Origin of the sequence: Corallococcus sicarius (genome assembly GCF_003611735.1) — a bacterium.
In the GTDB taxonomy this organism is placed as follows: domain Bacteria; phylum Myxococcota; class Myxococcia; order Myxococcales; family Myxococcaceae; genus Corallococcus; species Corallococcus sicarius.
Genome location: NZ_RAWG01000692.1, coordinates 1 through 641, shown reverse-complemented (window position 1 = coordinate 641; position 641 = coordinate 1). Strand labels below are relative to the sequence as shown.

Below are 641 nucleotides of genomic sequence, written 5' to 3'. Positions count from 1 at the left end.
CCTTCCTCGACTGGGCGCTCTCCACCTTCTCGCCCGCTCAGCTCAAGGGCACGCTGGCCGCCACGTCCGTTTGCTTCGACCTCTCCATCTTCGAGCTCTTCGCGCCCCTGGCCTGCGGTGGCGCGGTGCTGCTCGCCGACAACGCCCTCGCGCTCGCGGAGCTGCCCGCCGCTTCGGAGGTGACGCTCATCAACACCGTCCCCTCCGCCATCGCCGAGCTGCTTCGGTTGAAGGCCCTGCCGCCCTCCGCCCGCACCGTCAACCTCGCGGGTGAGCCCCTTCCCGGCACCCTCGTGCGCGCCCTCTACGCCACCGGCACCGTCGAGCACGTCTTCAACCTCTACGGCCCCACCGAGGACACCACCTACTCCACCTTCACCCGCGTCCCCCCAGGCTCCGCCGAGCCCACCATCGGCCTGCCCCTGCCGGAGACGAGCGCCTACGTCCTCAGCGCCCACCTGCACCCGCAGCCCATCGGCGTCCCCGGTGAGCTCTTCCTCGCGGGCGCCGGCCTCGCACGCGGCTACCTCGGCCGGGCCGACCTCACCGCCGAGCGCTTCATCCCGGACCCCTTCAGTCCCGTCCCTGGCGCCCGCATGTACCGCACCGGCGACCTCGTGCGCCGTCGCGCGGACGCCCAG

Annotated in this window: 1 protein-coding gene; it reads left to right on the top strand. The window is 72.7% G+C overall.

The window, feature by feature from the left end:
* Positions 1 to 641, top strand: a 641-nt coding sequence (locus tag D7X12_RS41730; protein ID WP_147444022.1) for an AMP-binding protein, incomplete at both ends; no start/stop codon positions are given.